21 protein-coding genes are annotated in these 24,459 nt (G+C 63.2%); 11 read left to right on the forward strand and 10 right to left on the reverse strand.

The window, feature by feature from the left end; genetic code table 11:
- Positions 1 to 41: 41 nt before the first annotated feature.
- Genes ispH through rnhA form a run of 3 tightly spaced genes read left to right on the forward strand, consistent with a single transcriptional unit; the run spans position 42 to position 2,550 of the window.
- Positions 42 to 1,046 (forward strand): 4-hydroxy-3-methylbut-2-enyl diphosphate reductase, encoded by a 1,005-nt coding sequence (gene ispH / locus AC0L2Y_RS01840; RefSeq protein WP_352489619.1) that lies wholly within the window; start codon positions 42 to 44, stop codon positions 1,044 to 1,046.
- Positions 1,047 to 1,051: 5 nt separating this feature from the next.
- Positions 1,052 to 2,014, forward strand: coding sequence for a homoserine kinase (locus AC0L2Y_RS01845; RefSeq protein ID WP_473553399.1), 963 nt, complete (start codon positions 1,052 to 1,054; stop codon positions 2,012 to 2,014).
- Entirely contained in the window at positions 2,011 to 2,550 is a 540-nt protein-coding gene (gene rnhA / locus AC0L2Y_RS01850) for a ribonuclease HI (RefSeq protein ID WP_352489622.1), read from the forward strand. The genes AC0L2Y_RS01845 and rnhA overlap by 4 nt, the downstream gene beginning before the upstream one ends.
- Positions 2,551 to 2,568: 18 nt before the next feature.
- Here the strand turns inward: rnhA and AC0L2Y_RS01855 are convergent, their stop codons facing one another.
- From AC0L2Y_RS01855 to AC0L2Y_RS01865, 3 genes are all read right to left on the reverse strand, one after another.
- Positions 2,569 to 3,048 (reverse strand): DUF2938 domain-containing protein, encoded by a 480-nt coding sequence (locus tag AC0L2Y_RS01855; RefSeq protein ID WP_473553401.1) that lies wholly within the window; start codon positions 3,046 to 3,048, stop codon positions 2,569 to 2,571.
- Positions 3,049 to 3,195: 147 nt separating this feature from the next.
- A complete protein-coding gene (locus AC0L2Y_RS01860) occupies positions 3,196 to 3,696 on the reverse strand; it encodes a peroxiredoxin (protein WP_292657494.1) in 501 nt (166 codons plus the stop codon).
- An 83-nt stretch (positions 3,697 to 3,779) separates the two neighbouring features.
- Entirely contained in the window at positions 3,780 to 4,586 is an 807-nt protein-coding gene (locus tag AC0L2Y_RS01865) for a protein-disulfide reductase DsbD domain-containing protein (protein ID WP_473553402.1), read from the reverse strand.
- Positions 4,587 to 4,733: 147 nt separating this feature from the next.
- Between AC0L2Y_RS01865 and AC0L2Y_RS01870 the strand changes: the two genes are divergently transcribed.
- On the forward strand, positions 4,734 to 5,342 hold the full coding sequence (locus tag AC0L2Y_RS01870; RefSeq protein ID WP_352489755.1) for a YqgE/AlgH family protein: 609 nt from the start codon (positions 4,734 to 4,736) through the stop codon (positions 5,340 to 5,342).
- 38 nt (positions 5,343 to 5,380) lie between these two features.
- Here AC0L2Y_RS01870 and AC0L2Y_RS01875 read toward each other — a convergent pair whose 3' ends face one another.
- The 4 genes from AC0L2Y_RS01875 to thrC are packed head-to-tail and all read right to left on the reverse strand — an operon-like array spanning position 5,381 to position 11,588.
- Complete coding sequence (locus tag AC0L2Y_RS01875; protein ID WP_292657502.1) at positions 5,381 to 8,269, reverse strand: EAL domain-containing protein; 2,889 nt, start codon at positions 8,267 to 8,269, stop codon at positions 5,381 to 5,383.
- Between the two features lie 2 nt (positions 8,270 to 8,271).
- Positions 8,272 to 8,868 (reverse strand): GNAT family N-acetyltransferase, encoded by a 597-nt coding sequence (locus AC0L2Y_RS01880; RefSeq protein ID WP_473553404.1) that lies wholly within the window; start codon positions 8,866 to 8,868, stop codon positions 8,272 to 8,274.
- Between the two features lie 15 nt (positions 8,869 to 8,883).
- Positions 8,884 to 10,176 (reverse strand): M16 family metallopeptidase, encoded by a 1,293-nt coding sequence (locus tag AC0L2Y_RS01885; protein WP_023674150.1) that lies wholly within the window; start codon positions 10,174 to 10,176, stop codon positions 8,884 to 8,886.
- 14 nt (positions 10,177 to 10,190) lie between these two features.
- Complete coding sequence (thrC, locus tag AC0L2Y_RS01890) at positions 10,191 to 11,588, reverse strand: threonine synthase (RefSeq protein ID WP_473553405.1); 1,398 nt, start codon at positions 11,586 to 11,588, stop codon at positions 10,191 to 10,193.
- A gap of 128 nt (positions 11,589 to 11,716) precedes the next feature.
- Between thrC and AC0L2Y_RS01895 the strand changes: the two genes are divergently transcribed.
- Complete coding sequence (locus AC0L2Y_RS01895) at positions 11,717 to 12,415, forward strand: hypothetical protein (RefSeq protein ID WP_473553407.1); 699 nt, start codon at positions 11,717 to 11,719, stop codon at positions 12,413 to 12,415.
- A gap of 38 nt (positions 12,416 to 12,453) precedes the next feature.
- Here the strand turns inward: AC0L2Y_RS01895 and AC0L2Y_RS01900 are convergent, their stop codons facing one another.
- A complete protein-coding gene (locus AC0L2Y_RS01900) occupies positions 12,454 to 13,143 on the reverse strand; it encodes an HAD family hydrolase (RefSeq protein WP_473553408.1) in 690 nt (229 codons plus the stop codon).
- Positions 13,144 to 13,323: 180 nt separating this feature from the next.
- Between AC0L2Y_RS01900 and AC0L2Y_RS01905 the strand changes: the two genes are divergently transcribed.
- Positions 13,324 to 14,457: a DNA methyltransferase gene (locus AC0L2Y_RS01905; protein ID WP_473553410.1), complete on the forward strand. Its 1,134-nt coding sequence runs from the start codon at positions 13,324 to 13,326 to the stop codon at positions 14,455 to 14,457.
- Positions 14,458 to 14,523: 66 nt separating this feature from the next.
- Here the strand turns inward: AC0L2Y_RS01905 and AC0L2Y_RS01910 are convergent, their stop codons facing one another.
- Together AC0L2Y_RS01910 and mutY are read right to left on the reverse strand one after the other, a co-directional pair.
- A complete protein-coding gene (locus AC0L2Y_RS01910; RefSeq protein ID WP_473553411.1) occupies positions 14,524 to 15,135 on the reverse strand; it encodes an HAD family hydrolase in 612 nt (203 codons plus the stop codon).
- 11 nt (positions 15,136 to 15,146) lie between these two features.
- Complete coding sequence (gene mutY, locus AC0L2Y_RS01915) at positions 15,147 to 16,259, reverse strand: A/G-specific adenine glycosylase (RefSeq protein WP_473553413.1); 1,113 nt, start codon at positions 16,257 to 16,259, stop codon at positions 15,147 to 15,149.
- 49 nt (positions 16,260 to 16,308) lie between these two features.
- On the opposite strand from mutY, the gene AC0L2Y_RS01920 reads away from it, so the two are divergent.
- From AC0L2Y_RS01920 to asnB, 5 genes are all read left to right on the forward strand, one after another.
- Positions 16,309 to 16,809: a DUF721 domain-containing protein gene (locus tag AC0L2Y_RS01920; RefSeq protein ID WP_292657525.1), complete on the forward strand. Its 501-nt coding sequence runs from the start codon at positions 16,309 to 16,311 to the stop codon at positions 16,807 to 16,809.
- Between the two features lie 129 nt (positions 16,810 to 16,938).
- Positions 16,939 to 17,667 (forward strand): DsbA family protein, encoded by a 729-nt coding sequence (locus AC0L2Y_RS01925; protein ID WP_352489631.1) that lies wholly within the window; start codon positions 16,939 to 16,941, stop codon positions 17,665 to 17,667.
- A 117-nt stretch (positions 17,668 to 17,784) separates the two neighbouring features.
- Entirely contained in the window at positions 17,785 to 21,243 is a 3,459-nt protein-coding gene (smc, locus tag AC0L2Y_RS01930; protein WP_473553414.1) for a chromosome segregation protein SMC, read from the forward strand.
- Between the two features lie 109 nt (positions 21,244 to 21,352).
- The gene (locus AC0L2Y_RS01935) at positions 21,353 to 22,324 is read left to right on the forward strand and encodes an NAD-dependent epimerase/dehydratase family protein (protein ID WP_473553416.1); all 972 of its coding nucleotides are present in this window, start codon (positions 21,353 to 21,355) and stop codon (positions 22,322 to 22,324) included.
- 185 nt (positions 22,325 to 22,509) lie between these two features.
- Positions 22,510 to 24,447 (forward strand): asparagine synthase (glutamine-hydrolyzing), encoded by a 1,938-nt coding sequence (gene asnB / locus AC0L2Y_RS01940; protein ID WP_473553417.1) that lies wholly within the window; start codon positions 22,510 to 22,512, stop codon positions 24,445 to 24,447.
- The last annotated feature ends 12 nt before the right edge of the window (positions 24,448 to 24,459 follow it).

Below are 24,459 nucleotides of genomic sequence, written 5' to 3' on the forward strand. Positions count from 1 at the left end.
TAGCCGGATCAACCGGCCTACAATCAGCGTAAGATGCAATCATGCTTCACACAAAGCCACCGCTGACCATCCGGCTCTGCCAGCCGCGCGGTTTCTGTGCGGGCGTCGATCGTGCCATCCAGATCGTCGTGCTAGCGCTGAAGAAATACGGCGCGCCGGTCTATGTCCGCCACGAGATCGTGCACAACCGCTACGTCGTCGAAGGGCTGCAAAGCCTCGGCGCAGTGTTCATCGAGGAGCTCTCCGAGATCCCGCCCGAGCATCGCCAGAGCCCGGTCGTCTTTTCGGCGCATGGCGTGCCGAAATCGGTGCCGGCAGACGCCCAGTCCCGCAACCTGTTCTATCTCGACGCGACTTGCCCGCTGGTCTCGAAAGTCCACAAGCAGGCAATGCGCCATCAGCGGCTTGGCCGCCACGTGCTCTTGATCGGCCATGCCGGGCACCCGGAGGTGATCGGCACAATGGGCCAGTTGCCGGACGGCGCGGTCACCCTGATCGAGACCGAAGCCGACGCCGCAAGCTTCGTGCCTGCAGACCCGCAAGCGCTCGGCTTCGTCACCCAGACGACGCTGTCGGTCGAGGACACCGCCGGTATCATTCGCGCCCTGCAGCAGCGTTTTCCCGAGCTGCATGCGCCGGCGGCGGAATCGATCTGCTATGCCACCACCAATCGCCAGGAAGCGGTCAAGGAAACAGCGGCCGGCGCCGATCTCTTCCTGGTTGTCGGCGCACCTAACTCCTCCAACTCGCGACGCCTGGTCGAAGTGGCCGAGCGCGCCGGCGCTTCGATGTCGCTTCTCGTGCAGCGCGCCTCCGAAATTCCGTGGGATGACATTGCCGGCATTTCGACGCTCGGCCTGTCGGCGGGCGCCTCGGCGCCAGAGATCATCGTCGACGAGATCGTCGATGCTTTCAGACAGCGCTTCGACGTGACCATCGAGCTGGCCGTGACGGCGACGGAGACGGAGGACTTTCCGGTGATGCGGGTGTTGCGCGATGTCGAACTGACGGCAGCCGACATGGCCTTCGTCAACGGGGCTGCGTAGCAACGATGGCGGTCTACACCGACGTCAATGAGGGCGAACTCGGCGCGTTCCTCAGCAACTATCCGGTCGGCGATCTCTTGTCCTACAAGGGCATCGCCGAAGGCACCGAAAACTCGAATTTTCTACTGCACACCAGCAGCGGATCCTACATCCTGACGCTTTACGAGAAGCGCGTCGACAAGGCTGACCTGCCGTTCTTTCTCGGCCTCATGGCCCACCTGGCCAGAAAGGGCATTTCGTGCCCGCTCCCGGTCACCGCACATGATGGCGGTGTGATCGGAACACTTGCCGGCCGGCCGGCGGTCGTCATCACCTTTCTCGAAGGCCTGTCGCTGCGGCGGCCGACGGCTGCGCATTGCGGCGAGGTCGGCAAGGCACTGGCGGCACTGCATCTCGCCGGCGCGGATTTTCCGATGACCCGCCCCAACGCCCTTGCCATCGATGGCTGGCGCAAGCTGTGGAATGCCGCCCGCGCCCGCGCCGATGAGGTCGAGCCTGGACTGGCGGCCGAGGTCGATGCCGACTTCGCTGATTTCGAGCGGAACTGGCCGAACGGTCTGCCGCAAGGCATCATCCATGCTGATCTTTTCCCGGACAATGTGTTCTTCCTCGGCGAGAAACTGTCCGGGCTGATCGACTTCTATTTCGCCTGCAACGACCTCTACGCCTATGACGTTGCCACGTGCCTCAACGCCTGGTGCTTCGAGAAGGATTTTTCCTTCAATCTGACCAAGGGCACGGCGCTGCTTGCCGGCTACCAGAGCGTGCGGCCGTTGAGCAGTGACGAGAAAGCCGCGCTGCCGATGCTGGCGCGCGGCTCGGCGCTGCGCTTCATGCTGACCCGGCTCTACGATTGGCTGACGGTCCCGGACGGCGGGCTGGTGATGAAACGCGACCCGACCGAGTATATCCGCCGGATGCGCTTCCACCGGGCGATCAACTCTCCTTCCGAATATGGACTGACATGACCAAGCGCGTCGAAATCTTCACCGATGGTGCCTGTTCGGGCAATCCCGGGCCTGGCGGCTGGGGCGCAATCCTGCGCTTCAACGGCGCCATCAAGGAGCTCCATGGTGGCGAGGCTCTGACCACCAACAACCGCATGGAGTTGTTGGCTGCCATCTCGGCGCTCAATGCGCTCAAGGAGCCTTGCGTCGTCGACCTCTATACCGACAGCAACTATGTCAAGGACGGCATTTTCGGCTGGATCGATGGCTGGAAGCGCAACGGCTGGAAGACCGCCGCCCGGCAGCCGGTGAAGAATGCCGAGCTGTGGCAGCAGCTCGACGCGGCGCGCAACCGCCACCAGGTCACCTGGCATTGGGTCAAGGGCCATGCCGGCCATCCCGAGAACGAGCGCGCCGATGAATTGGCCCGGCTCGGCATGGCGCCATTCAAGACGAAGTCGGCGAAACCCGTGCTCGCCTCCGTGCCGCCGAAGCAAGGCACCCAGTCCAAGCAATCGGCGGCCAAGAAGGTTCGGCGCTCGACCCAGAGTTATTGATCCGGTTGAGCTGGCGTGTCAGCGGATCAGAAGGGCGGTGCCGAACAGTCCGATTGCAAACACCATATGCGACACGAGATTGAGGGCGCGGACCTGCATCGGATTGGGGCGCTTCGAAGCAGCCCAGCCCGCACCCATGCCGGGCGCCAGCAAAAACCACCCGGCGCCGACGGTGACGATGCCGAGGATAAAGGCTGGCAGAAAGGTCGGCGCGGTGAGCCAGGCCGTTCCGGCCAGCACGACCAGTATGATGCCGTAGACGATGCCGACAGCATAATGAAAGGCCCAGCCAAGTACTGATTCATGCGCGTAGGGCGAGGCCTCGCCAATGTCGTCATGGAAGACCTTGCCTTCCCTGAGATGCCAGACCCAGCGGCCGACCAGCCCCCAGTTCGGCCGCGGTTGAGCAAACGCCTTGTTCAGGAAAATCGCCCAGACATCCATAAGCGCGGTTGCGCCGATACCGATCGCGACGCTGCGCCAGACGATGTCAGTCATAATCGAGGTCCCCAAAAGCAAGCAGTTCCGAAGCGCCGACGCATGGCCCCGAAAACCGGGTCGGCTTTCGGAAGGATCATGCGCGGATGCAAAAGTCAGCGTCCTTTGGACGCTGAGCGCTCGAAGGCGCCCTTTGCCGTCCCTGGCCTAGGCTGTCGCCAAGACGGAAAGCTGTCCGAGAATGTGAGCCGCACCGGATTCGTCGACGCCGGGCTTTGTCTCGACATTGAGCGCGGTGACCTTGCCGTCGTCGACGATCATCGAAAAACGCTTCGAGCGCAGCCCCATGCCGCCGCTGGAGAGGTCGGCGTCGAGGCCGACCGATTTGGCGAAATCGCCATTGCCATCGGCAAGATAAAGGATTTTGCCTTCACCGCCGCTGAAGCGGGCCCAAGCCCCCATGACGTGAACATCGTTGACCGAGACAACGGCGATAGTGTCGACGCCGCGCGCCAGGATGGCGTCGTAATTATCCAGGTAGCCGGGCAGATGATTGTTGCTGCAGGTCGGCGTGAAAGCGCCTGGAACGCCAAACAGCACGACCGTCTTTCCCGAGAATATCTCGCCCGTCGTGATCGGCTTTGCACCGTCGGCGGTCATTGTCTTGAAGGTCGCATCGGGCAGTTTGTCGCCAACGGAGATCGTCATGATGGTCCTCGCTTGAGAATGGAAAGGGAGTGTCCTTGCGATAGCGAACTAAGGCGCGCCCGGCAACCGTCCAGACGCTGGCATCACGGAAAAGGCAGCAGGCCTTCGACCGCGCCAGCGGCACTTATCAGTGTGTAGTGCAGGCCGCCATCGGTTGGCGTCGTCGACGGCCTGTCGAGGATCGGCACTGTGAAGATCAGCTTGCCATCCTTTTCACTGCGCGCGGGGGCACCGAACATGTAGTCGCGTTCGCCGGCAACGAAGAAGTCGGCGGCCTCGGGACTGCCCGGAAAGCTCGCCTCGACAATCAGCGTCTCGTGGTCCCCTGGCAGTACGTTTATGCCGAAACCAGGAGTCGCGGCAGCGGGCAGGGTTGCAAGGCCTGCCTTGACCAGCGCCGCATCCTCGGCGTTGTCCGGATCGGCGCCGGGATCGACGGTCAGTCTTGCCTGCACCGGGATGCAGATGGTTTCGCAGATGCCGAGGAAAATGTCCGCATCGATGACGGCCGGCTGGCCGGGCGCGGCAAGCGTGAACGTCACCGGCAACGAAACCGGGTGGTCGTAGCCGGCCCATTTGCCATAGCCGTCGTCATGGCGCTGCGGCGGCGGAAACGAAAGCGTCGCGTCGGCAATGTTGGTGCTGGCCGAGACGTCGATCTGTGGCGGCACGCCCGCATCGCCCGGGTCACGCCAATAGGTTTTCCAGCCGGGCTTCAGCGCAATGTCAAGGACGCCCTGGAGACGTCCGGCCTCGTCGGCTTTGCCGCTCGTTACCAGCCGCACCCTGCCGCCTTCGCTGTTGTACCAAGCCGACGAGGAGGCTGAGGCGGGGAAGCCGGTCGCCGATCCAATGGCCACACCAAGCAGCAGGGTTTTCAAGCTTTGCATGACGGTGATTTGATCGTCCGTTGATGGCCGCACAATGATTTCATGACGCGGCCGGCATCATATTTGCGTGACCGTCGATTTACGAGCCTGATCAAATCGGGCGCCGCCCATCTTTTCGACGCCCCGGAAACGCGTTACGCTGTGGCCATGGATTTGTTGCGCCATAAAAGGACGGCCGCAGGACCTGGCTTTCTCGACGACCAGTTCCTGATCGCCATGCCCGGCATGAAGGACGACCGCTTCACGCGCTCTGTCATCTACATCTGCGCGCACAGCGACGAAGGCGCGATGGGGCTGATCATCAACCAGACCCAGCAGATGCTGTTTCCGGACCTGCTCGTGCAGCTAGGCATCATGAATGAGATGGAGGCGATTCGACTGCCGCCGCCAGCGCGCGACTTCGTCGTGCGCAATGGCGGACCGGTGGATCGCAGCCGCGGCTTCGTCCTGCATTCGGGCGACTACCGGGTGGAATCCTCGCTCGCCGTGTCCGACGACGTCTGCCTGACCGCGACCGTCGACATATTGCGCGCCATCTCCTCCGGCCGCGGACCCCGGCGGGCGCTGATGGCGCTCGGTTATGCCGGCTGGGGTGCGGGCCAGCTTGAAAACGAGATCGCCGAGAATGGCTGGCTGACTTGCCCGGCAAGTGCCGAGCTTCTGTTCGACGCCGACATCGACCGCAAATACGACCGGATCCTTGCCTCGATCGGCATCGATCTCGCGCATCTCAGCCTGGCTGCCGGTCACGCCTGAGCCTCATCACGCCCGAAATTTGTCACGCCCGAAATTTGTTACGCTTGAGTGAGCGGATACTGTTCCTTCAGCGTCTTCAGCACCTGGTCGCCGGGCATCGGCGCGCCGAACATAAAGCTTTGCACGTATTCGCAGCCCATCTGCCGCAGCTCCAGCGCATCGCTTTCGTCCGAAATACCTTCGGCAACGACCGACAGGCCGAGCTCATGCGCCATGTTGACCATGGATTTGAGCAGCACCGCGCGTTTCGGCGTCGCGTCGTCGACGAAGCTCTTGTCGATCTTGATGGTGTCGAACGGAAAGCGCGTCAGATAGGCCAGCGATGAATAGCCGGTGCCGAAATCGTCCAGCGACAGGCCGATGCCAAGTTGTTTTAGCTTGGTCAGCACATGAGCGGTCTGCTCGGGATTGTCCATCACCAGCGATTCGGTGAGTTCGAGCCGGAAGCAGCGCGGTTTCAGATTGGCCCGCGCGATCACCGAGCGGACGTCGCTGACCAGGTCGCGGCGGATGAGCTGGCGGCTGGACAGATTGACCGAGACCGACAGCGGTGCATCGCCGATCTGCTTTTGCCATCCCGCCAGGTCTTCGGCAGCCTGTTGCATGGCAAACAGCCCAAGCTGCACGATCAGGCCGCAGTTTTCGGCAACCGGAATGAAATCCGCCGGCGGGATCATGCCGCGCCGGGGATGGTCCCAGCGCAGCAACGCTTCGAAGCCGGCAACGCTGCCGTCCTCCAGCCGCACGATCGGCTGATAGGCAAGCGTGAATTCGCGTCGCTCGATGGCGCGGCGCAGGTCGGACTCGAACTGCAGCCGGTCGGTGCCGACCGTGCGGAAGGCGGGCCGGAACGGCTCGATCCTGTCGCCGCCGAAGCGCTTGGCCTGATGCATGGCAAGCTCGGCATCCTTGACCATGTCCTCGGCCGAGGTCTGCGTGGAGGTCCAGGTGATCAGCCCGATCGAGGCGGTCAGCACGATCTCGCGCTTGGCGAAGGTGATCGGGTTGTTGATGGCGTGCTTGATGGCATCGGCAATGGCCGCGATGCGAGCCGGATCCTGCTCCGACAAAAGCATCAGCGCGAACTGGTCGCCGGCAAAGCGCGACAGCGAATCCTTCGGCTTGAGCAGCCGGTGCAGCCGCCGCGCGATGGTCAAAAGGATGGTGTCGCCGGCCGAGATGCCGAGCCCGTCATTGACCTGCTTGAAGCGGTCGATGTCGATGACGAAGACGGTCGGGCGCACCTTCTCTTCGGTGCGGGCGATCGAAATGATCGCCTCCAGCCGGTTCATGAACAGCTCGCGGTTAGGCAGGCCGGTCAGATTGTCATGTACGGCGTCATGCAGCAGCCGTTCCTCGGACTTCTTCTGCTCCGTCACATCGACCATGGTGCCGACGCAGCGGATGACCTCGCCGTCCGAGCCGATCACCGGCCGGGCGCGCAGCGCAAACCAGTGATAGTGTCCGTCGGCGCCGCGCAGGCGGAAGTTTTGCGACACCCGGCCGCGCCGGTGCTCGAGCACCACGTCGAGCGTCGTGCGAAACGTGTCGCGGTCGTCGGCATGCAGCACCGGCAGCCAGTTGCGGGCGGGACCGCCGAGGCTGTTGGGCGCAAGACCGAGCTGGATGCTGACGTCGGGACGAGTGACGACGCGGTCGCGCAGCACGTCCCAGTCCCACACAGTATCGCCCGATCCGGCAACCGCCAGCGCCTGCCGCTCAAGATCGGAGAACAGGCCCTGATGCAGGGCGCCGCCGGCAAAAGCGTGCTGCATCACGGTGAAGCCGATCAGCAGGATGATGAGGATCAGCCCGCCGCCAAGCGCCGGCTGGGCGATATCGTTGTCCAGCATGCCGGTGATCGCCATCCACGATCCGCATAGCCACAGCAGAACCATCACCCAACTGGGCACCAGCATGATGGCGCGGTCGTAACCGCGGATACCGAGGAAGATGATCAGGCCGAGCCCGGTCAGCGCGGTGGCGGCGAAGGACAGCCTGGCAATGCCGGCGGCAACCGCCGGATCGATGATGGCGACGCCGGCGATCAGCACCAGCCCGAGAATCCAGACCAGTGCGCCGTAGCTGAAATGACCGTGCCACCGGTTGAGGTTGAGATAGGCAAACAGGAACACCACGAAGGTCGCCGCGAGCGCCACCTCCGTTCCGGCGCGCCACATCTGCTCATTGCCCGGTGAGATCTCTATGATCTTGTTGAGAAAGCCGAAATCGACGCAGATATAGGCAAGCACCGCCCAGGCCAGGGCCGCCGTTGCCGGGAACATCGAGGTCCCCTTGACGACGAAAAGAATGGTCAGGAACAGCGCCAGCAGGCCGGCGATGCCGATGACGATGCCACGAAACAGCGTGTAGGAATTGACCGAGTCCTTGTAGGATTCAGGGTCCCACAGATAGACCTGCGGCAGCTTGGGCGAGGCGAGCTCGGCGATGAAGGTGATCACCGTTCCGGGGTTCAGCGTGACCCGGAACACGTCGGCGTCGGGGCTGGTCTGGCGGTCGAGCGCAAAGCCTTCGCTGGGCGTGATCGCGGCGATACGGGTCGAGCCGAGATCCGGCCAGAACAGGCCGGAATTCACCAGCCGGAAATGCGGTGCGACAATCAGCCTGTCGAGTTGCTGGTCGGTGGTATTAGCGAGCGCGAACACCGCCCAGTCGCCGGTCGAGCGAGCGTCATTGGCCTCGACCTCGATGCGCCGCACGATCCCGTCCGGGCCGGGTGCCGTCGAGACCTGGAAATTCTCGCCCTGGTTGCGGTAGATTTCGACGGCGCCCGAAAGGTCGAGCGCCACGTCGTCGCGGGCGATCTTGATCGGTTCGACGGCAAACGCCGAGGATGCCGCGCAGAGCGTGACGATTGCCGCCAGCATAAAGGCAAGCAGCGACCCGTTGCGCAGAAAATTCGTCAAAATCAGCCCTTTGTTCCAACGCCCGGCGGATCGTCCGCGATTCGGGCGTATAGGTAATGGTCCTGCCAGATGCCGTTGATCCTGAGATAGGATCGTAGCAGTCCTTCGCGCCGGAATCCGGCTTTTTCAAGCACGCGGATCGACCGGGCGTTATCGGGGATACAGGCAGCTTCGATCCGGTGCAATCGCAGCGTTTCGAAGGCGAAACGCGTCACCACCTTGACGGCATCGGTCATCAGGCCGCGTCCGCTGAAGCGCTCACCGATCCAGTAGCCGATATGGCCGCTTTGGGCGACCCCGTGGCGGATATTGCCGAGGGTGATACCGCCGGCCAGCTTGCCGCTGCTTTTCTCGAAGATGAAGAAGGCGATTGCCGTCCCCTGCGCGTAATCCTCGCGGTAGCGGCCGATACGATGCCGCCACGCCGGGCGGTCGAGTTCGTCAGGGGTCCATCGCGGCTCCCACGGCTCAAGAAAAGCGCGGCTTTCGCTGCGCAGCACCGACCACTCGCGATAGTCGTTGGTCAGCGGTACGCGCAGCGTGACAAGCTCGCCCTTCAGTGCCGGCAGGTCGCGGCGAAAGAAAGGGAGCGCGAACACGACGCTCGAATAGGCTTAGACGGCAAGCTTACGGGCAGTGGTCTGCGTGCCCGAAAGCGAATCGAGGATCGCCTCATAGGGCGCGAGCGTACCCACCGGCCCGACGGCTGTAAGCGTCGGCTTGGTCGAAAAAAGCCGGGACGACAGATCCGTCAGCCGCTCGACAGTCAACGCCGCCAGCCGCTCCATCAGCTCTTCCTTGGCGATCGGCCTGCCGAACAGAAGCAACTGCCTGGCGATCTGCGAGGCGCGGCTGGCCGGGCTCTCGGCCGACATGATCAGCCCGGCGCGGTATTGGGCACGCGCCCGGTCGAGCTCCTCCTGCAGGATGTTTTCACCGGCCTTTTGCAGCTCGTCGATGATCACAGGCACCAGCTCGGCAATATCGCTTTGTCCGGTCGCCGCATGGACCCCGAAGACGCCGGTGTCGGAAAAACCCCAATGGAAGGCATAGACCGAATAGCACAGGCCGCGTTTTTCACGGACTTCCTGGAAAAGCCGCGACGACATGCCGCCACCCAGGATCATCGACAGGACCTGAGAGGCATAGAAATCGCGGACGTGATAGGCGCGGCCCTCGAAACCCAGCACGATCTGCGCGTCCATCAGGTCGCGGTCCTCGCGAAAATCGCCGCCGACATACTGCGCGTATTGCGGGATGGTGCCGTCGGCCTTGCCGCGGAAGCTGCCGAGACGCTTTTCGACCTCGCGCACGAAATCGTCGTGCTTGATGTCGCCGGCCGCCACCATCACCATGTTCTCGGCGCCGTACTGTCGTTCGATGAAGTCGTGCAGCTGCTTCGAAGTGAAGGATTTGACGGTTTCCGGCGTGCCAAGAATCGAGCGGCCGATAGTCTGGTGGCGGAAGGCGGTCTCGGTAAAGTGATCGAAAACGACATCGTCGGGCGTATCGTGCGCGGCGCCGATCTCCTGCAGAATCACATGCTGCTCTCGCTCCAGCTCCTGCGGATCGAATTCGGATTCCTGCAGGATGTCGGAAAGGATATCGACCGCCAGCGGCACGTCGTCGCTCAGAACCCTTGCATAATAGGAGGTCGTCTCGACGCTGGTGGCGGCATTGATCTCGCCGCCGACGTCCTCGATCTCCGAGGCGATCTCGAAGGCGCTTCGCCGCCTGGTGCCCTTGAAAGCCATGTGCTCGAGCAAGTGCGCCATTCCGTGCTCTTCGTCACGCTCGTTGCGTGCGCCCGACTTGACCCAGGCGCCAAGGGCAACAGATTCGAGGCTTGGAAGGGTTTCGGTGGCGACTGTCAGGCCGTTCGACAGACGGCTTACCTCAACACCCATATGGCAATTACTCCCTAACGCGCCGCCCGCGTGTGGCGGCCGAGATAATCTTCCACCATTTTCAGGTCGGATGGAAGTACCGTGTATTTTTCCTCGGCGCTCATCAACCCGCCTAGCCATGCAGGCAGGGCAGGCGACACGCCACTGGCGGCTTCGACGGCGGCGGGAAACTTTGCCGGGTGCGCAGTGCCCAGCACCACCATCGGCACCTCACCCGCAGCCTTGCCGGCGGCCACATGCACGGCTGCGGCCGTATGCGGGTCGAGCAGATAGCCGCTCGCCGCAAGTGTTGTACGGATGGTGGCGGCAACCTCGTCCAGGGTGGCGCGGCCGGCGTCGAATTCGGAGCGGATCTTGGCGATTTCGCCGGCCTCGATGGTGAAGGCGCCGGACTGCTTGAGCCCGTCCATGTAGCGCCGCACGGTCGAGGCATCGCGGCCGGCTGCCTCGAACAGCAAGCGTTCGAAGTTCGAAGACACCTGGATGTCCATCGAGGGCGACGTGGTCGAAAAGACCCCCTTCATGCGGTATTCGCCGGTCGCCAGCGTGCGCGCCAGGATATCGTTGTCGTTGGTTGCGATAATCAGCCGTTCGATCGGCAGCCCCATCTTCTTGGCGGCATAGCCGGCGAAGATGTCGCCGAAATTGCCGGTCGGCACGGTGAAGGAAACTGGCCTGTCGGGCGCGCCGAGCGACAGCGAAGAGGAGAAATAATAGACGATCTGGGCCATGATGCGGGCCCAGTTGATCGAGTTGACGCCGGACAGCGATACCCGGTCGCGAAAACCGTGGTCGTTGAACATGTCCTTCACCAGGCCCTGGCAGTCGTCGAAATTGCCTTCGATCGCCAATGCGTGGACGTTTGCCGCGGTCGAGGTCGTCATCTGCCGCTGCTGTACCGGCGAGACGCGGCCGTGCGGGAAAAGCACGAAGATGTCGGTGCGGTTGCGTCCGGCAAAGGCGTCGATGGCCGCCCCTCCGGTGTCGCCGGAGGTGGCGCCGACAATGGTGGCGCGCTGGTCGCGCTCGGCCAGCACATGGTCCATCAGCCGCGCAAGAAGCTGCATCGCCACATCCTTGAACGCGAGCGTTGGGCCGTGGAAGAGCTCGAGCACGAAGCTGTTCGGCCCAGTCTGCACCAGCGGGCAGACGGCCTCATGGCGGAACGTCGCATAGGCTTCGCGTACCAGCCGTTCGAATACCGGCGCCGCGATCTCGCCGCCGAGGAAAGGCGACAGCACACGGATGGCAAGATCGGGATAGGCAAGGCCGCGCATGGCGCGGATCTCGGCTGCGGAAAAATGCGGCCAAGCGCTCGGCAGGTAGAGCCCTCCGTCGCGCGCCAGTCCGGCCAGCACCGCGTCGGAAAATCCAAGCGCGGGCGCTTCCCCGCGGGTACTCACATATTGCATCGTCAGGTTTCCATTGCCGCCGGGAATTTTCGCCCGCTGCGAGGTGGTGGATTTCTGCGCAGGCTCAGTCGCATTTTTGCCGCGCGGTTGATATACGTCACCGGCTTTGCGAGAGGGAAGTGCAGTTCATGGCGTTTCATTCATTCAACGGTCGTTTTGTCGCGGGTCTGGCGCTCGCCGGCTTTATGCTTGCCGCCGCAGGCTGCCAATCGAGCGACAATGGCATACTCGGCTTCGGCAAGAAGGATACGACGCCGCCACCGCCACCCGATCCCAAGGTGCTTTCCAGCCAGCTGCAGGCCTATTGCCCGAAAGTGACGTTGCGTGACGGCACCGCCTTCTTCAATACCTACGCTAAGAGCGGTCCGAAGCCGAAGAAAAAAACCGATGTTGCCGCCGAGGAAGCCGCCCAGCCGGCAGCGGACGCGGCAGGCGTCAATCAGCCGGACGATTCCGCCAAGATCATCTATCAGGCTTCGATCACCGATGTGACCCGCGACTGCAGCCGCGCCAACGGCTCGTTGTCGATGAAGATAGCCGTCGCCGGCAAGGTCGTGCCTGGCCCGATGTTCACGCCCGGCACCATCACCATGCCGATCCGCATCGCGGTGATGCACGGCACCGAAGTTCTCTATTCGCAACTTCACTCCTATCAGGTCCAGGTTACCGATCCTTCGAGTGCCACGCAGTTCGTCTTCACCGATTCCAACGTCGTCGTTCCGGAGCCGACGGCGAAGGACTACCAGGCATATGCCGGGTATGACGAGGGCGCTCCGAAAGTAGCGACAGACAAGCCGAAGAAGAAGAAAGCCGCCGCGACCAACTGAGCCGCTGCATTCGCGCCACGGCGGTTGGAGGCGGCCGCTCAGGCGTCCGCCGACCATTCCGACAGCGCGGCGATCACGCTTTTCAGTTCCGCCCAGCGGCGGATGACTGTTTCCGCGCCGGCCTCGGTCAGTGCATCGGCGTGGCCGGGATAGCTGTGCGCCGCGCCGGTGAAGCCGATTACGCGCATTCCCGCCGTCTTGGCGCCGGTGACGCCATGCACGGAATCTTCGATGACAAAGGTGTTCGCAGGGTTCGCCTTGAGCTTTTCCGCGGCGAACCGAAACACGTCCGGCGCCGGCTTGGTCTTCCCGGTCGGGGTTTCCAGCGAGGAAAAGATACGGCCGGCGAAGAACGGCAAAAGCTGCACCTTCTCCAGCATGAATTCGATCCGCTCCGAACGCGAATTCGAACAGACGCAGCGCGGCACTGCTACCGCGGCGACAGCCTCGTGCGCCCCGTCGATGGCACGCACGTCGCTGCGCAGCCGGCGATCGACCAGCTGTTCCTCCTTGTCGATCAGCGAGGCCTGGAACGGGATCCGGGACTTTTCCTCGACCCGCATCATGATGTCCTTGAAAGTCAACCCGGCATAGATCTCGGAAATCTCCTCGGCCGATATCTCGTAGCCGGCCGAGGTCAACAGCTCGGCATCGATCCGCGCGGCGATGATTTCGGAATCGACGAGCACGCCGTCGCAATCGAAGATGACAAGATCTGGCTGGGGCATGGTGATCCGGAAAGCGGGATGAAGGGAATGCCGAGGGCCCGTTGGTCCAAACGGCTCAGGCGGCGCGGCATACACCAACAGACCGGGCTTCGCAAATTCAGCAGCCTGCTTCATTGAATATTTACGCTGATCGGTAACCATAACGGACAGTAAACAGTAACGCGTGCCTTGGGTGTCACAATGTCTGCCGTGCGTCTTCTCGACGAGCTTTCCGATGCTCCCCAGCAATCCGAGTGGCTGGATACGATCCTGAAGGGCGACTGTGTCGCCGCGCTCGAACGGCTGCCGGAAAAGTCGATCGACGTGATCTTCGCCGATCCGCCCTACAATCTGCAGCTCGATGGCGATCTGCACCGGCCCGACCAATCCAAGGTCGATGCCGTCGACGACCATTGGGACCGGTTCGACAGTTTTGAGGCCTACGACGCCTTCACCCGCGCCTGGCTGCTGGCGGCGCGCCGTGTGTTGAAGCCCAATGGCACGATTTGGGTTATCGGCTCCTACCACAATATTTTCAGGGTCGGCGCCAAGATGCAGGACCTGGGCTTCTGGATCCTCAACGACGTCGTCTGGCGCAAGACCAATCCAATGCCGAATTTCCGTGGCCGCCGTTTCCAGAATGCCCACGAGACGATGATCTGGGCCTCTCGCGACCAGAAGGGCAAGGGCTACACTTTCAACTACGAGGCGCTGAAGGCATCGAATGACGACATTCAGATGCGCTCCGACTGGCTGTTTCCGATCTGCACCGGCGGCGAGCGCCTGAAGAACGACAATGGTGACAAATTGCATCCGACCCAGAAGCCGGAAGCGTTGCTTGCCCGCGTCATGACGGCATCGACCAGGCCGGGCGACATCGTGCTCGACCCGTTCTTCGGTTCAGGCACCACCGGGGCTGTGGCCAAGCGGCTTGGCCGCCACTTCGTCGGCATCGAGCGCGAACAAACCTATATCGATGCCGCCATGGAACGTATCGATGCGGTCCGGCCGCTGGAAGGCGCCAATTTGACGGTACTGACTGGCAAGCGCGCCGAGCCGCGCGTCGCATTCGTCACCCTTCTCGACAATGGCCTGGTGGCGCCGGGCGCCACGCTCTACGATGCCAAGAAGCGCTGGGCGGCAAAAGTGCGCGCCGACGGCACGCTGGCCATCGGCGACAGTGCCGGGTCGATCCACAAGGTTGGCGCCGAGGTGCAGGGGCTTGACGCCTGCAACGGCTGGACCTTCTGGCATTATGAGCGCAGCGGCGGCCTGACCCCGATCGACGAGCTTCGCCGCATTGTTCGCCTGGGCATGGATCGGGCAGGGGCCTGAAGCTCCTGAAGTTTCAGCAAATCGCGTTAAAGCGACGCCTCAATCAGTCTTCCGAAGTGATTCAAATCACATCTTGATCCCAAGCCGCTCAAGATCTGCCCTAAGCGTCTGGGCGTCGGTGAACAGCACCGATTGCCAGCCGGCCGCCTTGGCGCCGTCGACGTTCTTCTGGCTGTCGTCGATGAACAGCGTGGCTGACGGTTCGAGGCCGAACGCGGCAACGTGGTGATCATAGATGGCGCGGTCCGGCTTGATCTGGCGGATGTCGCCGGAAACGGTGACGCCGCGCGGCCGATTGAGGAAATCGAAGCGCTCGCGAGCCTCGGCGAGCGTATCCGCAGCGAAATTGGTGAGCATCGTCACGTCATGGCCGCTGTCGATCAGGCCGATCATGATGGCGACGCTGTCCTCATAGGCGTGAGGCACCATCTCGTGCCAGTGCCGGCGGAAATTGCGGATGTTTTCGGCGTGCTCGGGATATTGCGCGATCGCCAGCGCTTCGGCCTCTTCCCAACTGCGGCCGCGGTCCTGCTCGATGTTCCAATCATGCGTGCAGACATTGTCGAAGAACCATTTCCGTTCGTCGGGATCGGGGATCAAGCGGCTGAAGGGCAGGTTCGGATCATAGTGGATCAGTACTTTGCCGATGTCGAAAACGATGTGGCGGATTTCAGTCATTCTTCTCTCTTTCAACGCGGGCGCTGCTTTTTCGTCGCGCCCGGTATCGCCGCTTCGATTACCTTTTTCATGACGCTCGGCAGCGCTTCCCCGGAAATTTCATGGGCCAGCGACCAGAAATGCCCGGCCGGGGCGGCACTGTCGGTGTCCGCCTTGAACACGTCGAGTTCAAGCGCAAAATGGGTGAAGACATGGCCGATGCGTCCGGCCTGCCGCCAGTTGCCGGGGAAGGGGGCTGCCGCTTCCGTGGTGGCGCCGTCGATGCGCGACGTCCAGCCGGTCGTCGGCACCTCGGTCATGCCGCCGAGGAGGCCCTTTTCGACGCGCTTGCGCAAAAGCACGGCGCCGTCGCCCCTGACGGCAACGAAGGCGGCACCGCGGCGTAAGGGCCTTTCGGCCTTGGGCAGGCGGACCGGAAAGCGTTCGGGATCGCCCGAGATTGTGGCGCTGCAGTCCTCGCGAACGGGGCAGAGCATGCAGCGGGGCCGGCGCGGCGTGCAGATCGTCGCGCCCAGGTCCATCATCGCCTGCGCGAAGTCGCCGGGCCTTGTCGGGGGAACCATGCCTTCGACCTGGCCGCGTATCTCGCCCTTGGCTTCGCCCAGCGGCGTGGCGATCGAAAACAGCCGTGAGACGACCCGTTCGACATTGCCGTCGACGACCGCGGCTGGTCGGTCGAAGGCGATCGCCGCGATCGCCGCCGCCGTATACGCGCCGATGCCGGGCAGTTCCTTCAAGCCGGACTCGCTGTTCGGGAAGCGGCCGCCTTGCCGCGCGACGAGATCGGCACAGGCTTTGAGGTTACGGGCGCGGGAATAATAGCCGAGCCCGGCCCAGGCCTTCATGACGTCTTCGGTCGGTGCCGCCGCCAGCGCCTGGACGGTTGGCCATTTCTCTACGAACGCCCGAAAATAGGATTTTACCGCCTCAACCGTGGTTTGCTGCAGCATCACCTCGGAAAGCCAGACCAGATAGGGATCGGGCCGCGCCCCGCCCGCCAGCGCGTGCGGCGAAACGCGCCAGGGCAGGTCGCGGTGATGCGCGTCGTACCAGCCAAGCAGCCGGGATGCGATCTCGCCATTGTCTCCGGATACGGCCTTGCGGGTCTGGTCGTGCAGTGCCATTGATCGAGGGTCGGCCCTAATCCATTGGTGCTGAAGCTGGAGAACGCACATGGCAGGGAAAAGGCCCTTCGGCAATCCCGTTCCGGTGAGCGATCTCGCAACCGAGATCCTCGACCCTGTGCTGCGCAAGCGGGCCGGCATGTCGATCGGGTTGGTCCAGTCATGGGAAGAAATAGCCGGGCCGCGGCTTGCCGGCCGCTCGCGCCCCGAAAAAATCCAGTGGCCGCGCCGCATGCACGAGGACGATCCGTTCGAGCCGGCGGTGCTGGTGATTGCCTGCGAGGGTGTAGCGGCACTGCACCTGCAGCACGAGACCGGCGAGATCATCAACCGGGTCAATGCCTTCCTCGGTTTCAATGCGATCGGCCGGATCAGGATCGTGCAGAAGCCGGTAATGGCGGGCAAGGAAAAGCCGAAACCCAGCTTGCGGCCATTGACCGCGGCCGAGAAAGCGAAGCTGTCGGGCACCGTCGGTTTGATCGAGGACGGCGGGCTGCGCGCCTCGCTGGAGCGGCTTGGCGCCACCATTCTCGGGCAAAAGAAGCCGTGATCTCGCGCTATCGTGATGGTATGCCCGGAATTGGCGATTGGAATAGGGGCGGTAATGCCTTAATTCCCGCCAACTCTCGCTTTTTGTAGCCTTTGCATTGCAAAATCCAACTATTGCCAGGTGATTCGTATGATCCGTTCCTTGTCCCGCAGACACCTTTTGACTTCGCTGGCCGCAATACCAGCGGCGGCGCTGCTTGCCGCCTGCAGTGACTCGGGCGAGAAAGCCGAGGCGCAGGATGTGAAGCCTGCGGCTCCCGCGGATCCTGCGAAGCCGGCCGCTCCGGCCGCCGCCACAGCGCCTGAAGCTCAGGGCACGGTGGATATGGCAGCCTTGTTGAAGCCCGGTGCGCTGCCCGACATGCAGCTCGGCAAGGACGATGCAAAGGTCACCATCGTCGAATATGCATCGATGACCTGCCCGCATTGCGCGCATTTCGCCGAGACCACTTTTCCGGAGCTGAAGACGAAATATATCGACACCGGCAAGGCCCGTTACATACTGCGCGAGTTTCCGTTCGATCCCAGCGCCGAGGCCGGTTTCATGCTGGCGCGCTGCTCCAAGGACAACTATTTCCCGATGGTCGACGTACTGTTCAGGCAGCAGGCGAACTGGGTTGGTGTGAACAATACCAAGGACGCACTGCTGCAAATCGCCAAGCTTGCCGGTTTTACACAGGAGTCCTTCGAGGCCTGCTTGACGGACCAGAAACTTCTGGACGATGTGAGATCCGTCCAGAAGCGCGGCGCCGACGAATTCAAGGTCGATTCCACACCGACCTTTTTCATCAACGGAAAGACCTACAAAGGGGCGATGTCGATTGCGGAAATGTCGGCCATCATCGACCCTCTGCTCTGACGTTTCGGCAGCGCCGAAGCGGCGTAGCTTCGGCGTGCGCACTTCTTTGTGTTGCCGCGGGTTCTCGTTGCAAAATCGCGGCACAGTTTTGCGAAACTTGGCTATGGGCCGGCGCGAATGAAGTTCTCGCGCCTTCGCCTGCTCGGCTTCAAATCCTTCGTCGAACCCGGCGAGTTCGTCATCGAACGCGGCCTGACCGGCATCGTCGGGCCGAACGGCTGCGGCAAGTCGAACCTGGTCGAGGCGCTGCGCTGGGTCATGGGCGAAAGCTCCTACAAGAACATGCGCGCGTCCGGCATGGACGACGTCATCTTTTCCGGCTCGGGAACGCGTCCGGCCCGCAACACCGCCGAAGTCACGCTCTTCCTTGACAATAGCGACCGCACTGCGCCGTCCGCCTTCAACGACGCCGATGAGTTGCAGGTCTCGCGCCGCATCGAGCGTGAGGCGGGCTCGCTCTACCGCATCAACGGCAAGGAGGCTCGCGCCAAGGACGTTCAGCTGCTGTTCGCCGACCAGTCGACCGGCGCCCGCTCGCCCTCGATGGTCGGCCAGGGCCGCATCGGCGAGCTGATCCAGGCAAAGCCGCAGGCGCGCCGCGCACTGCTGGAAGAGGCGGCCGGCATTTCCGGCCTGCATACGCGCCGCCACGAAGCCGAGCTGCGGCTGAAGGCGGCGGAACAGAACCTCGAAAGGCTGGACGACGTCGTCGGCGAGCTGGAAAGCCAGATCGAAAGCCTGAAACGCCAGGCCCGCCAGGCCTCGCGCTTCAAGAACCTGTCGGCCGACATCCGCAAGGCCGAAGCGACGCTGCTGCATCTGCGCTGGACGCTGGCCAAGACGCAGGAAGGCGAAGCGCGTTCGGCGCTGGCGATTGCCACCGCGCTGGTCGGCGACCGCGCCGCCGCCCAGATGGCTGCCGCCAGGGAACAAGGCATCAACGCCCACCGGCTGCCGGACCTGCGCGATGCGGAAGCCGCTGCCGCTGCCGCCTTCCAGCGTCTGTCGATCGCCAAGGCGCAGATCGAGGAAGAGGCAGGCCGCATCCGCGCCCGCCAGGCTGAGCTCGACCGCCGACTGCAACAGCTCGATGGCGACCTTGCCCGCGAGGAGCGCATGGTCCGCGACAATGCGGATATCCTCGAACGCCTCGCCGCCGAAGAAGCCGCGCTCAACGCCGAAAACGCCGGCGCCGCCGAGCGCGAGGCCAGCACCCGCGCGGCTTTCGAGCAGGCGGCATCGACCCTTGCCTCGAGCGAGGCCAGGCTCGCCGCGTTGACCGCCGAACGGGCGGAGGCCGCCGCCTCGCGCAACCAGATCGAACGGACGCTGCGCGACACCGCTGAGCGCCGCGACCGCTTTGCCCGCCAGCTTGCCGATGTCGACCGCGAACTGTCGGAGATTGTCTCCAGGGTCGCCGGCCTGCCCGATCCCGCCGAGAAGCGGCTGCTGGTCGATCAGGCGCTGGCGCTGCTCGAAGAGGCCGAGGCAGCCGCCATTGCCGCTGAACAGACGGTTGCCGAGGCGCGTGCAGGCGAAGGTGCTGCCCGCCCACCGGTTCAGGACGCAAAGGCCGAGCTGGCGCGGATCGAAACCGAGGCCCGCACGCTGGCCAAGATACTCAACGCCGCCAGCGGCGATCTATTTCCCTCGGTGCTGGAGCAGATCAGCGTCGAGCGCGGCTATGAGACGGCGCTGGGTGCCGCGCTTGGCGAAGATCTCGACGTGCCGCTCGACCGCAGTGCGCCGGTGCATTGGGGCCAGAGCGAAATCCAGTCCGCCGACGCCGCATTGCCCGAAGGCATAAGGAGCCTCGCCAGCGTTGTGCGCGCGCCGGCACAGCTGGCCCGCAGGCTGGCCCAGATCGGCATTGTCGAAGCCGCCGACGGAAGACGGCTGCAGACGCTGCTTGCTCCCGGTCAACGATTGGTCACCCGCGAAGGCGCGCTGTGGCGTTGGGACGGCTTCACCGCCAGCGCCGATGCCCCGACCGCCGCCGCACAGCGGCTGGCGCAGAAAAACCGGCTGGCCGAGCTCGATGCCGAAGCAGTCCATGCCACGCGCATCCTGCGCGAAGCTGAACAAGCCCTTGCCCAGGCCGAACAGGCGCTTGCCCAGGCGAGCGAGGCTGAACGCAACACCCGGCAGGCCGGGCGCGACGCCCAGCACGGGCTGGACGCTGCCCGCAATACGCTGGCCGAGGCCGAAAAAGCCGGCGGCGAGCTGTCGAGCCGGCGTGCCGCCCTTGACGAGGCGCGCGCACGCATAGTCGACAGCCATGAGGAGACGGCGGCGGCATTCGTCGAGGCCGAAATGCTGCTGCAAGACGCGCCCGATCTCGGCGATCTGCAACTGCAGCTCGAGCAGTCGGCGGCCAACGTCGCCGGCGACCGCGCCGCCCTTGCCGATGCGCGTGCCGTTCACGAGGGCCTGAGGCGGGAAGCCGAGGCACGTGCGCGCCGGCTCGATGCCATCGGCTCTGAACGGCGCAACTGGGTGGAGCGCGCCGAAAATGCCTCGACGCAGATCGCGGCGCTCGGCGAACGCAAGGCCGAGGCCGAGGCCGAGCGCGAGCAACTGGCCGACGCCCCCGACGAGATCGACGCCAAGCGGCGCGCCTTGCTGTCGCAGCTCGCCGAGGCCGAAAGCCTGCGCAAGGCAGCAGGCGACCGCTTGCAGGAAGCGGAGAACCGGCAGTCCGAGCTGGACAAGGCTGCGACTGCTGCCATCCAGTCGCTGGCCGAGGCGCGCGAATCCCGCGTTCGCGCCGAAGAGCGGCTGACCGCCGCCGACGAGCGTCGGCTGGAAGTCGAGGCGCGCATCCAGGAAACGCTGAACACGCCGCCGCATCTGGTGATCCGCCACACCGGCCTCGAACCCGACAGCCCGATGCCCGAAATGGCCGAGATCGAGCGTCAGCTCGACCGGCTGAAGGTCGAACGCGAACGGCTGGGCGCCGTCAATCTGCGCGCCGAGGAAGAGCAGAAGGAACTGTCGGACCGGCTGGAGGCCATCGTCTCCGAGCGCGACGACATTATCGAGGCGATCCGCAAGCTGCGGCAGGCGATCCACAGCCTGAACCGTGAAGGCCGCGAGCGGCTGCTCGCTGCCTTCGAGGTGGTCAACGGCCATTTTCAACGGCTGTTTTCGCACCTGTTCGGCGGCGGCGCCGCCGAGCTGCAACTGATCGAGTCCGACGATCCGCTCGAAGCGGGGCTCGAGATCCTGGCGCGACCGCCCGGCAAGAAGCCGCAGACGATGACGCTGCTGTCCGGCGGCGAGCAGGCATTGACGGCGATGTCACTGATCTTCGCCGTGTTCCTGACCAACCCGGCACCGATCTGCGTGCTCGACGAAGTCGACGCGCCGCTCGACGACCACAATGTCGAGCGTTTCTGCAATCTGATGGACGAAATGGCCGCAACCACCGAGACACGCTTCGTCATCATCACACACAACCCGATCACCATGGCGCGCATGGACCGGCTGTTCGGGGTGACCATGGCCGAGCAAGGCGTCAGCCAGCTGGTGTCGGTCGACCTGCAGGCGGCCGAAGCCATGCGCGAGGCAAGCTGACGCATCAGCTTAATGGTGGTCTCCACCTCGACTTTCGACTATAGCACGACGAAATGGCCCGGATCTGCCGCTCCAGATACCGGCCCGGCTATGTGCGTGGAGAAGCTTGTTGCCTATACTTGTCACCGGAGCCGCGGGCTTCATTGGCAGTCACGTTTGCCACCATCTCCTCGACCGGGGAGAAGCGGTTGTCGGTGTCGACAACATGAACGACTATTACGACCTGGCGCTCAAAAAGGGGCGGCTTGCCCGCCTTCTGCCCCATAAGGATTTTTCGTTCCACCAGATCGATATTGCCGAACAGGGCGCGCTTGCGGCCGCTTTGGCCGGGCAAGGCATCGTCAGGATCGTCCATCTCGCCGCGCAGGCGGGCGTGCGCCACTCACTCGACAATCCGCGGCTCTATATCCGCTCCAATGTCATGGGCCACCTCGAAGTGCTCGAATTCTGTCGCGCCGAACCGGCATTCGAGCATCTGGTCTATGCCTCGTCGAGCTCGGTGTATGGCGGCAACCGCAGCGTGCCGTTCAGCGAAGCCGATCAGGTCGACAAGCCCGTTTCGCTTTACGCTGCCACCAAGAAAACCGATGAGTTGATGAGCCACACCTACGCCCATCTGTTTGGTATACCGCAGACCGGCCTGCGGTTTTTCACGGTCTACGGTCCCTGGGGCCGTCCCGACATGGCCTATTGGATGTTCACCCAGGCGATGCTCGAGGGCAAGCCGATCCGGGTCTTCAACAATGGCGAAATGTGGCGCGATTTCACCTACATAGACGATGTTGTGAAGGCGGTTGTCGCCGTGCTCGACAAGCCGCCGTCGGCTGACGTTCCGCCGAACAGGCTCTACAATGTCGGCAACAACCGGCCGGTGCGGCTGGGCGACTTCATCGACATTCTGGAAAGGCTGCTCGAGGTCAAGGCAATCCGCCACAACGAGCCGATGCAGGCGAGCGACGTCGAGAAGACTTACGCCGACATGACCGCGCTGGAGCGGGATTTCGGCTTCAGGCCTAGCGTTTCGATAGAGGACGGGCTGAAGAAGTTTGTCGACTGGTACCGGCCGTACTCGAAGCAGTGATTTGCACCGCTCGCCGTGACGCCTTCATGCGTGACACCTGGAGTGGCGCGCAAGTCGGTCCGCAAAAGCATCATTTTATCCTAACATCCTGTTAACCACATGCTTGCTGAAACATATCCGATTAACCTTTGAGGCGCTTATGACCGCTATGTTTCGTGGCTTGCTGTTCAGTATGAGCTGTGTGGATGTGCGGATTCGGGGGCTATTTCGGTTCAGTCCGGGATGCGGAAGCTTTGCTTGCGCGCATGACGTCTGCGATCGCCCATCGCGGGCCGGATGAACAAGGGAAATTCGTAGCGCCCGAGGCTGGACTTGGGCATGCGCGGCTGTCGGTGATTGGAATTGGTGATGGCCAGCAGCCGATGTCCGACGAAACCGGCAATTTGACGATTGCGTTCAACGGCGAGATCTTCAACTACGTGGAATTGCGGGAAGGGCTGCTGGCCAAAGGCCGACGCTTCCGCACGTCGAGCGATACAGAAGTTCTCCTGCAGCTGTATGACGAGATGGGCGAAGACTGCCTGTCGCTCCTGAACGGCGATTTCGCCTTCGCGATTTGGGATAACCGGCGGCGGCGGATGGTGCTTGCAAGAGACCGCATGGGTGTTAGGCCGCTGTTCTACACCAGCAAGGACGGGGTGCTCTACTTTGCGTCGGAGATAAAAGCCCTGCTGAAGGTACCCGGCATCTCGGCTGAAATCGATCCGATTGCACTCGACCAGATCTTTACCCTGTGGGCGCCGATAGCTCCACGCACGGCTTTCCGCAACATCCACGAGCTGGAGCCGGCAAGCGTGATGATCGCGACACAGGGGCAAGTGACGGTCAAACCATATTGGCACCTGGACTACCCGTATCCGGATACGCCATCGAAGATCACCAATGAGGACGACGCGGCCGAGGAACTGCAGGCCCTTTTGACCGACGCGGTGAGGCTTCGCATGCGCGCCGACGTGCCGGTCGGTTCTTACCTTTCGGGCGGGCTCGATTCATCCCTCGTTTCGGCACTCGCGGCCGGCATGACTCCTCTTAAGCTGCAGACATTTTCCGTGACGTTCGACAGCGCCGAGCATGACGAAAGCGCCTTCCAGACCGAAATGGCGTCAGCACTTGGCACGCGTCATCGAACCATAGCCTGCCGTGCCGGCGATATCGCCGGTGTGTTTCCCGAAGTCATTCGCTTTACCGAGCGGCCGATCATCCGCACCGCCCCGGCGCCCCTCTATCAACTGTCCGGCCTCGTTCGCCAGGCCGGTTTGAAAGTAGTGCTGACAGGTGAAGGCGCCGACGAGGTCTTTGCCGGCTATGATGTCTTCAAGGAAGCGCGGGTTCGCCGTTTCTGCGCACGACAGCCGGCATCGCGCATAAGGCCACAACTGTTCCGCAAGCTTTATCCCTATCTGCCGGGCCTGCAACAGCAGTCCGTGGAGTACCTGGCTGCGTTCTTCGGCACCGGCAGCGCTGCCCTGGACGATCCGCTGTTCTCGCATCGGCCGCGCTTCAAGACCACATCAGCGGCCAAGATGTTCTTCTCCGGTGACCTGCGCGCGACATTGAAGGGCTATGACGCAGCCGAGGAATTGGCCAGCCGGTTGCCTGAGGCGTTTTCCCGGTGGCATCCGCTGCACCAGGCGCAATATCTCGAAACCCGCTTTCTCCTGCCGGGCTACATCCTCTCCAGCCAGGGCGATCGCATGGCCATGGCGCACGGTATCGAGGGGCGGTTCCCCTTCCTTGACCATCGCATGGTAGAGTTTGCGGCAAGACTTCCGCCGGAGATGAAGCTGAAGGGACTGGTGGAAAAACATATATTGCGCAAAGCTGCCAACCACCTGCTTCCGACGGCCATCCGCGAGCGCACCAAACAGCCTTACCGGGCGCCGGAAGCCCGCTCCTTCGTTGGAGCGGGAGAACTGGACTACGTACGCGACTCGCTGAGCGAAGCGAGTATCGCCGCCGGAGGACTATTCAACGCCAAGGCGGTGGCGAACCTGCACGAGAAATGCCGCTTGCAGCCAGCGTCCGGATTCCGCGACAATGCGGCTTTCGTCGGCATTTTGTCGACGCAACTGTGGCAGAAGATTTTCACCGGCGAAAAGGTCGGTGCAGCACGAGCGGCCTGAGAAATCGAGGGA

The sequence above is a fragment of the Mesorhizobium sp. WSM4830 genome (assembly GCF_055811495.1).